2 protein-coding genes are annotated in these 10,319 nt (G+C 71.7%); both read left to right on the forward strand.

What is annotated here, in order from left to right; all coding sequences use genetic code 11:
- Window positions 1-3,233: type I polyketide synthase (locus tag ACZ7OY_RS44365; protein WP_472251180.1), on the forward strand; the 3,233-nt coding region annotated here is incomplete at its 5' end.
- A gap of 42 nt (window positions 3,234-3,275) precedes the next feature.
- Window positions 3,276-10,319: type I polyketide synthase (locus tag ACZ7OY_RS44370; RefSeq protein WP_472251181.1), on the forward strand; the 7,044-nt coding region annotated here is incomplete at its 3' end.

A 10,319-nucleotide genomic window follows, 5' to 3' on the forward strand; every position in this document is an offset into this window, starting at 1 on the left:
TCGACACCACGACACTGGACGCGGGTTACTGGTACTCGAACCTCCGGCAGACCGTTCTCTTCGAGGACACCGTCCGCACCCTCCTCACCGACGGCCATTCCACCTTCGTGGAGATCAGCCCGCACCCCGTTCTCGCGGTCGGACTCCAAGAGACCTTCGAGGACGCCGAGGCCGCCACCGTGTTCGTGGGTTCACTGCGCCGGGACGACGGAGGACTGAACCGGATGCTGCTGAGCGCGGCCGAACTCCATGTCCAGGGTGTGCCGGTGGACTGGCGGGCGGGCTTGGCCGGGGCCTCGGCACACACGGTGGACCTGCCGACGTACGCCTTCCAGCGCAGCCGCCACTGGCTGGAGCCGACGCAGGGCGCTGTTCAGGACCTGTCGGCTGCCGGACTGGAGACGGCCGGGCATCCTCTGCTCAGCGCTGCGGTCGAACTCGCCGACGACGCCGGCGTGGTGCTCACGTCCCGGCTCTCGCTGCGCACCCACCCCTGGCTCGCGGACCACGCCGTGAACGGGCAGGTCCTGCTCCCCGGTACGGCCTTCGTGGAGCTCGCCGTCCACGCGGGGGACCAGGTCGGCGCCGAGCAGCTGGAAGAGCTCACCCTCGCCGCTCCGCTCCTGCTGTCCGAGCAGGCCACGGTCCGACTCCAGGTCACCGTGAAGGGTCCGGACGCGAACGGGCGGCGCGAGCTGGCCATCCACTCGCGGCCCGACGGTGACGAAGGTCAGTTCTCCTGGACCCGGCACGCGGTCGGCTCGTTAGCCGCCAGAGCTGCCGAGACCGCCGCGTCCGTGGCCGAGCCGGGCGCGTGGCCGCCCGCCGAAGCCGAGGAGCTCGACGTCGCGAGTGCCTACGACCGTTTCCTCGACCTGGGGTACGAGTACGGGCCCGTCTTCCAGGGCTTGCGGCGCGCCTGGCGTTTCGGGGACGACGTCTTCGCGGAGGTCGACCTGCCCGAGCAGGAACGCGCCGACGCCTCGCTGTACGTGTTGCACCCGGCGCTGCTCGACGCGGCTCTGCACGCCCTCATGACGGTGACCTTGGACGGCGCGCCCGAGCCGGTGCTCCCCTTCGCCTGGCACGGGGTGACTGTCCACGCTTCCGGCGCGGACAGTCTGCGCGTGCGCCTCACCCGGACCGGCCCCGACACCGTGGCCGTGCACGTCGCCGACGCGAGTGGAGCGCCCGTGGCCACCGCCATACAGATGATGTGGCGGACTCTGGCCCCCGACGCCGAGGGCGCAGCCCCGTTGGCCACCCACCTTGAGTCCCTCTTCCGCCTCGACTGGGTGCCCCTGACCAGCTCCCATGCCACGGTTGACACCGGCCTGACCTGGGTCGTCGTCACGGACGACGACCCGGCCGCGCGGGACCGGCTCGAAGCGGCCCTGGCCCGGCCCGGGACCGGCCACCACCTCGACCTGGCCGACCTGCGAGCCGCCGTCGACAGGGGCGCGCCCGTTCCCGACGTCGTCGTTCTGCCACTGAGGTCCTCCGACGGGCACGACGTGGTGGTGGCGGAGACCCACGCCTGCGTCGTGCGGGCCCTGTCGGTGGTCCAGGACTGGCTGTCCGACGAACGGTTCGAGGCGTCCCGCCTCGTCCTCGCGTGGCCCGGTGGAGGACCGGCCGCCGGCGTCGACGGCGCGGCAGGGCTCGCCGATGCCGCAGCCTGGGGTCTGCTGAAGTCCGCACAGACCGAGAACCCGGGGCGGATCGTGTTGGTCGACGTGGCCTCGGACGCCTGGGGCGGGCTGCCCGGTGTGGTCGCCTCGGGCGAGCCGCAGGCCGCCCTCACCGAGGACGGCACCCTGCTCGTCCCGCGGCTCGCCCGAATCCCGGCCCAACCGCTCCCGGGAGGCGTGTCGTTCGCTCCCGAGGGGACGGTCCTGATCACCGGCGGGACAGGTGTGCTCGGCGGGCTGCTCGCCCGGCATCTCGTCCGGGCGCACGGTGTACGGCACCTGTTGCTCGCCGGCCGCCGCGGCGCGGACGCCCCCGGCGTCCCCGAACTCATCGCGGAACTCGCCGAGCAGGGCGCCCACGCCACTGTCGCCGCCTGCGACATCGCCGACCGTGAGGCCACCGCACGGCTCCTGGCCACCGTCCCGGACCGACACCCGCTGACCGCCGTCGTCCACGCGGCGGGCCTCGCCGACGACGGAGTCATCGGATCGCTCACCCCGCAACGCACCGCCGCCGTCCTGCGCCCCAAGGTGGACGCGGCCTGGCACCTGCACGATCTCACCCGGGACCAGGACCTCTCGGCGTTCGTGCTCTTCTCGTCCGCCGCCGCCACCCTGGGCGGCGCAGGCCAGGGCAACTACGCGGCGGCCAATGCCTTCCTCGACGCTCTCGCCCACCACCGCCAGGCCCGCGGGCTGCCCGCACTGACCCTCTCGTGGGGGCTGTGGGCGCAGGCCAGCGGCATCACCGGGCACCTCACCGAGGCCGACCACCAGCGCATGGCCCGGGCCGGCATGGCCGCACTCGACGCCGACGAGGCTCTCGGCCTGCTGGACACCGCCCTCACCGTGGCCGAACCCTGGCTGCTGCCCATGCGGCTCGACACCAAGGCTCTGCGCGCCCAGGGTGACGGCCTGGCCCACCTCCTCCGCGGCCTCGTACGGTTCGCCCCGCGCCGGGGAGCCACCACCACGTCCGGCGGCACGGCCACCGCGGTTCCGGGCGATCTCGCCGAGCGACTGACTGTCCTGGGCCGCCCGGAGCAGGAGGCCGAACTACTGCGCCTCATCCGTACGCACGTCGCCACCGTCCTGGGCAACGGCGCCCCGGACACCGTGGACGGCGAGATCGCCTTCAAGGAACTCGGCTTCGACTCACTGACCGCCGTGGAACTGCGTAACCGCCTCAACGCCGAGGTCGGACGCCGCCTCCCGGCCACCCTCGTCTTCGACTACCCGACACCGCGGGCCCTGGCCGACTACCTCCACCGGGAGATCGTCGGCGCCGGGCTCTCGGCCGAGGAACGCGTCCTGAAGGAAATCGACCGCCTCGGCGACGTCCTCACCGCCGTCTCCCTCGACAAACTCGCGCGCGAGATGACCCGGACCCGACTGAGCGAGCTGCTCAGGGTCTGGGAGGAGGAGTCGGCCGACATCAGCTCGACCGCCGGTGTCGCCGATGTGGTCGAGGGAATCGGCACCTCCTCCATGGAGGAGATGTTCGCGTTCGTCGACAAGGAATTCGGCACCAACGCCAAGTGATCCGCCGTCACCCCGCCGACTGATTGACTGAGGTATTCAGCGATGGAGAACGACGAGAAGCTTCTCTCGTACTTCAAAAAGGTCACGGCCGATCTCTACCAGACGCGCCACCGCCTCGAAGCACTCGAGAACAAGAACCGCGAGCCCGTCGCGATCGTCGGGATGGCCTGCCGCTACCCCGGCGGCGTTCGCTCGCCAGAGGACCTGTGGCAGCTGGTGGCCGATGGCACCGATGCTGTCGGTGACTTCCCCACCGGCCGGGGCTGGGACCTCGACACCCTCTTCGACCCGGACCCCGACCGGCAGGGCAAGAGCTACGTCCGCGAGGGCGGTTTCCTCCACGACGCCGACGAATTCGATCCCGCCTTCTTCGGCATGAGTCCCCGCGAGGCACTCGCCGTGGACGTCCAGCAGCGCCTGCTCCTTCAAATCGCCTGGGAGGCGTTCGAACGTGCGGGTATTCTCCCGCAGTCCGTGAAGGACACGCCGGTGGGTGTGTACGCGGGCGTGATGTACGGCGATTACGGCCAACGCGTCCGTGACATTCCTGACGGCTTCGAAGGCTATCTCCTGCACGGCAGCGCGGGCAGCGTCGCCTCCGGCCGCATCGCCTACAACCTTGGCCTCGTCGGGCCGGCCGTCACCGTTGACACGGCGTGCTCGTCGTCCCTGGTCGCGCTGCATCTGGCGGTGCAGTCGCTGCGGGCGGGGGAGTGCTCCCTGGCCCTGGCCGGCGGGGTGACCGTCATGTCGACTCCCGGACCCTTCATCGAGTTCAGCCGACAGCGCGGACTCTCCCCTGACGGCCGCTGTAAGTCCTTCTCCGCCGTCGCCGACGGCGCGGGCTGGGGCGAAGGCGCGGGACTCCTCCTCCTCGAACGCCTCTCCGAGGCCCGGCGCAACGGCCACCGCGTCCTCGCCGTCATCAACGGATCGGCCGTCAACCAGGACGGCGCCTCCAACGGCTTCACCGCACCCAACGGTCCGTCGCAACAGCGCGTCATCCGCGATGCGCTGGCGAGTGCGGGGCTCACTCCCTCGGACGTGCACGCGGTGGAGGCGCACGGCACGGGAACCCCGCTCGGCGATCCGATCGAGGCCGAGGCGTTGTTGGCGACGTATGGGCAGGGTCGGGATGCCGAACGGCCGCTCTGGCTGGGGTCGTTGAAGTCGAACATCGGGCATGCGCAGGCGGCTGCGGGTGTGGCTGGTGTGATCAAGATGGTGATGGCTCTGCGGCAGGGCGTGTTGCCGGCGACGTTGCATGTGGATGAGCCGACGCCGCAGGTGGACTGGGCGTCGGGTGCGGTGGAGTTGTTGCGGGAGGCGCGGGAGTGGGCGCCGGAGCAGGGTCGGCTTCGGCGCGCCGGTGTCTCTTCGTTCGGGATCAGCGGGACGAACGCACATGTGATCTTGCAAGAGGCCTTTGAGGAGGAGCCGACCGAGTCTGCCGAGGAGGCGGCGGCGGGGCCGTCGGAGGCTGCTGCGCGTGGTCCGGTGCCTGTGGTGCCGTGGGTGGTGTCGGGGCGGACGGCTGAAGGGCTGCGCGGCCAGTTGAGCCGGCTGGAGGAGTGCGTTCCTGGTCTGGATCCGGTGGATGTGGGGTGGTCGCTGGTCACGACGCGGTCGGTGTTCGAGCACCGGGCCGTGGTGATCGGTGCGGGTCAGCCGGTGAGTGGTGTGGCTGTGGCTGGTGGGACGGGGTTTGTGTTCTCCGGTCAGGGGTCGCAGCGGGTGGGGATGGGCCGGGAGTTGTATGAGGCGTATCCGGTGTTCGCGAGGGCCTTGGACGAGGTGTGTGCGGCGTTCGGCGGGTCGTTGCGGGAGGTGATGTTCGAGGGTCCTGCTGAGGTGTTGGGGGACACTGCGTGGGCGCAGCCCGCGATCTTCGCCTGTGAGGTGGCGTTGTTCCGGCTGCTGGAGTCCTGGGGCGTGACCCCGGACGTCATGGTGGGGCACTCCATCGGTGAGCTGGCTGCCGCTCATGTGGCAGGGGTGTGGTCGCTGGACGATGCGGTGAAAATGGTCGCGGCCCGGGGCCGGTTGATGAGTGCGCTGCCTTCGGGTGGGGCGATGGCGGCCTTGCAGGCGAGCGAGGCCGAGGTGAGCGGACTGTTGTCGGAGCAGGTGTCGCTTGCTGCGGTGAACGGCCCGGACGCGGTGGTCATCTCCGGTGAGGAAGCCGCTGTTCTGACAGTCGCCGCGCGTTTTGAGGCCGAGGGTCGGAAGGTGAAGCGGCTTCCCGTCAGCCATGCTTTCCATTCGGTGCTGATGGAGCCGATGCTGGACGACTTCCGCCAGGTCCTGGCCGAAGTGTCCTTCCACGAGCCGCGGTTGACCTTGACCTCGCAGGTGACGGACCCGGAGTACTGGGTGCGTCATGTCCGGGACGCGGTCCGTTTCCACGACGGGATCGAGGCCGCCCGCGCCGCGGGTGTCGTCCGTTTCGTCGAGGTGGGTCCGGACTCGGCCCTGTCCTCCCTGGTCCCGGGCTGCACCCCGATGCTGCGCCGCAACCGCGACGAAGCCCATACCGCCGTCAAGGCCGTCGCCGCCCTCTGGGCCACCGGCGCGTCCGTCAACTGGCAAGCGTTCTACGAGGGTTCGGGCGCCCAAATCATCGACCTTCCCACCTACGCCTTCCAGCGTGAGCGGTACTGGCTGGAACCCGCGTCCTCCGCCGGTGACGTGTCCTCCGCCGGTCTGGGCCGGGCCGCACACCCCCTCCTGGGTGCGAGGATCCATCTCGCCGAGGGCGACGGCCTGATCCTGACCGGTCGCCTGTCCCGCCGCTCGCACCCCTGGCTTGCCGATCACACCATCCTCGACACGGTCCTGCTGCCCGGCACCGCGTTCCTGGAGCTGGCGGTCTGGGCGGGTGACCAGCTCGGCACCCCCACGGTCGAGGAACTCACCCTCCAGACCCCGTTGATCCTTCCCGAACAAGGCGCCGTCCAGCTCCAGGTGACCGTCGGCACCCCCGACGACTCCGGCCGACGGGAGATCGGCATCTACTCGCGCCTCGACCCGGCTGACGGTGACGGGGAAGAGCCTTGGACCCAGCACGCCTCCGGTGCGCTCCTCGCGGAAGAGGCCGCCCCGCGCGCCGAGACCGGCGACCACGACCACGACGGCGACCGCGCCGCGTCCTGGCCGCCCGCTGGTGCCATCGCCGTGTCCACCCAGGGCTACTACGAGCGCCTCACCGAGGAGGGGCACGACTACGGGCCGGCTTTCCAAGGGCTCCGAGCCGTCTGGCGAAACGGCGACGACGTCTTCGCGGATGTCGCGCTGCCCGGCGAAGTCGCCCGGACGTCAAGTGAGTTCGCCGTGCACCCAGCCCTTCTCGATGCAGCCCTGCATGCCGTGGGGCTGAGTGGGCTGCTCGGGGACGACGAGGCCCGTGCGCGGCTGCCGTTCGCCTGGGGTCACGTGACGCTTCACGCGTCCGGCGCCTCCGCACTGCGTGTGCGGCTGACCCGCACCGGGCCCGACACCCTGCGTCTCTCCGTCACCGCACCCTCTGGGCAGCTCGTCGCCACCGTGGGCTCGTTGCTGCTGCGGGCGGTCACCGGCGAGCAGCTCGACGCGCGGACACGCGGTAACGAGCCCCTGTTCCACGTCGACTGGACGGAACTCCCCCTGCGTGATCCCGACGTCAGGGCAGCCGAGTGGGCCGTCCTCGCCGACGAACCGACCCACCAGGGCGGGCAGACCCTCGCTGCCGCGCTGGCCGAGCAGGGCGCCACGACCACGACGTACGACGGTCTCGACGCCCTGCGGGACGCCCTCGACGGCGGCGCACCCGTTCCCGGCGCAGTGGTGTTCACCTGCCGTGCCGAGGCCGGCGGTGCGGAGCGGGACCCCGTGCGCGTCGCCGTGTACCGCACGCTGGAGTTCGTGCAGGACTGGCTCGCCGACGAGCGGTTCGCCACGTCCACACTGGTGGTTGTCACCCGGGGCGCGGTGTGCACCGGCCCCGGTGAGAACGTCACCGACCTGGCGGGCGCCGCCGTCCACGGGCTGGTGCGTACGGCGCAGACGGAGCATCCGGGCCGGATTGTGCTCGTCGACAGCGAGAGCGGCGTACCGGACGGCGCTGCGAACCCGGACGCGGCCCGCGCGCTCGTGGCCCTGCTCGCCACGGGCGAGCCCGAGGCCGCAATCCGCTCGGGCCGGGCGATCGTGCCCCGGCTGACGCGGGCCGATGGGCGTGGCCGCCGGTCCACGGCCCTCGACCCGCAGGGCACCGTGCTCGTCACCGGCGGCACCGGCACCCTCGGAGGACTGCTCGCCCGTCATCTCGCAGCCCGGCACGGCATCCGCAGGTTCGTACTGATCAGCCGGCGCGGTCCGGCGGCCGACGGCGCCACTCAACTCGTAGCAGAACTCGAGAAGTTGGGTGCGCAAGCCGAGGTGGTCGCGTGCGATGTCGCCGACCGTGACGCACTCGCCGCCGTGCTGGGGGCGATTCCCGAGTCGGCCCCGCTCACGGCCGTCGTGCACACCGCAGGTGTCGTCGACGACGGCGTGTTCGCCGCACAGAACCCCGACCGCGTTGACGCCGTTCTGCGGCCCAAGGCGGACGCGGCCCGCATCCTGCACGAGCTGACACGGGATGCGGACCTGGCGGCGTTCGTGCTGTTCTCGTCGGCGGCCGCGACCTTCGGCGGCGCCGGACAGGCCGGCTACGCGGCGGCCAACGCCTGCCTGGATGCCCTGGCCCAGCAGCGCGCCGCCCAGGGGCTCCCGGGGGTCTCGCTCGCCTGGGGACTGTGGGAACAGGCCAGCGGCATCACCAGGCACCTCGGCGACGCCGATCTGCGGCGCGCCGCGCGCGCCGGCATGACGGCGCTGCCCACCGAGGAGGCGCTCGCCCTCTTCGACGCCGCGCTGCGGCAGGAGCGCCCGGTGGTCGTGCCGGCTCGTCTGGACCTGTCTGCGCTCCGCCGCTCCGGGGACGTGCCGGCTCTGCTGCGCTCCCTCGTACGACCCGCCCGCCGCGCCGTGGTCGCGGGAGGCGCCGACGCGGCGCGCACATGGCGCGATCGGCTGGTCGCACTACCCTCCGGCGACCGGGAGACCGCCGCGCTGGCCCTGGTCAGCCGGCATGTCGCCGACGTACTGGGGCACGGTTCCGCGGACGTGGTGGAGGCGGGCCGCGCCTTCCAGGAGATGGGCTTCGACTCCCTCATGGCCGTCGAACTGCGCAACCGCCTCAATGCCGAGACCGGTCTGCGGCTGCCCGCCACCCTGGTCTTCGACTGCCCGACCCCGCAGGTGGTGGCCGCCCACATCACCGCCGAACTCCTCGGCGAACAGTGCGTGCCGGCCCCCGCGGCACCGGTCCGCGCCGCCGTCGGCGTCGCCGGCGACCCCGTGGTGATCGTCGGTATGGCCTGCCGCTTCCCCGGCGGGGTCGCCAGCCCCGAAGAGCTGTGGCAACTGGTCGCCGACGGCATCGACGGCATCACGGACTTCCCAGGAAACCGCGGCTGGGACGTGGACGACCTTTACGACCCCGACCCTGATCGCACCGGCAAGACCTACACCCGCCATGGCGGCTTCCTGCACGACATCGACCAGTTCGACGCCGAGTTCTTCGGGATCTCCCCGCGAGAGGCTCTCGGCATGGACCCGCAGCAGCGACTGCTGCTGGAGACGTCCTGGGAGGCGTTCGAGCGCGCGGGCATCGACCCGGCCGCTCTGCACGGCTCCCGCACCGGCGTCTTCATCGGCGCCAACGGGCAGGACTACGCCGCACTCCTCGCCGATGCCCCACAGGACTACGAGGGGTATCTGCTCACCGGCGGTTCGGCCAGCGTCATCTCCGGCCGCCTCGCCTACGCGTTCGGCCTGGAGGGCTCGGCCGTCACCGTCGACACGGCCTGCTCCTCCTCGCTGGTCGCCCTGCATCTGGCCGCCCGCTCTGTGCGCGACGGCGAGTGCGACCTCGCGCTGGTCGGCGGCGCCGCCCTCATGGCGACCCCCACCCTGTTCGTCGAGTTCAGTCGCCAGCGCGGGCTGTCGCCCGACGGCCGGTGCAAGGCGTTCTCGGCCGACGCGGACGGCACCGGCTGGGCGGAGGGCGTGGGCGTCCTCGTCGTCGAGCGGCTCTCCGACGCACGGCGCAAGGGACACCACGTGCTCGCCGTCGTCGAGGGCAGCGCGGTGAACCAGGACGGCGCGAGCAACGGCCTCACCGCACCCAACGGCCCTTCCCAACAGCGCGTCATCCGGGAGGCGTTGGCCGGCGCCGGTCTGTCGCCCGCCGATGTGGACGCCGTCGAGGCCCACGGCACGGGGACGAAGCTGGGCGACCCGATCGAGGCGCAGGCGCTGCTCGCCACGTACGGCCAGGACCGGGACGGCGAACGGCCGCTCTGGCTGGGCTCGTTGAAGTCCAACATCGGGCACACGCAGGCCGCCGCCGGAGTTGGCGGGGTCATCAAGATGGTGATGGCGCTGCGCCACGGAGTGCTGCCCAGGACCCTGCACGTGGACGAGCCCACACCACAGGTCGACTGGTCCGAGGGCGCCGTGGAACTGCTCACCGAGAACCGTCCCTGGCCGCAGCCGGGGGCCGACCGGCCGCGCCGGGCGGGGATCTCGTCCTTCGGGGTGAGCGGGACCAACGCCCATGTGGTCATTGCCCAGGCGCCGGATGCGGTTGATGCACCGGAGCCTGCCGACACACCGCTTCCCGCCGAGGCGCCTGCCGCACCTCCGACGATCCCGCTCGTTGTGTCCGCCCGTTCCGAGGCCGCACTGCGCACCCAGGCGCGACGCCTGCGCGTCCTGCTGGCCTCGGACACCCCTGCCGCCGACATCGGCCTCACTCTCGTACGCCACCGTTCCCTCTTCGACGAGCGCGCCGTCGTCGTGGGCCGCGATCGGGACGACCTCCTCGCCGGACTCGCCGCGCTCGCCGCCGGCGAACCCACAGCCACCGTCGTGACGGGCTCCCCGGCAGTACAGGGGCGCGCCATCCGGCCGGTGTTCGTCTTTCCTGGTCAGGGTGGTCAGTGGGTGGGGATGGCGGTGGGGTTGTTGGAGTCGTCGCCGGTGTTCGCGTCTCGTTTCGCG

Source organism: Streptomyces sp. NPDC107559 (assembly GCF_055657365.1).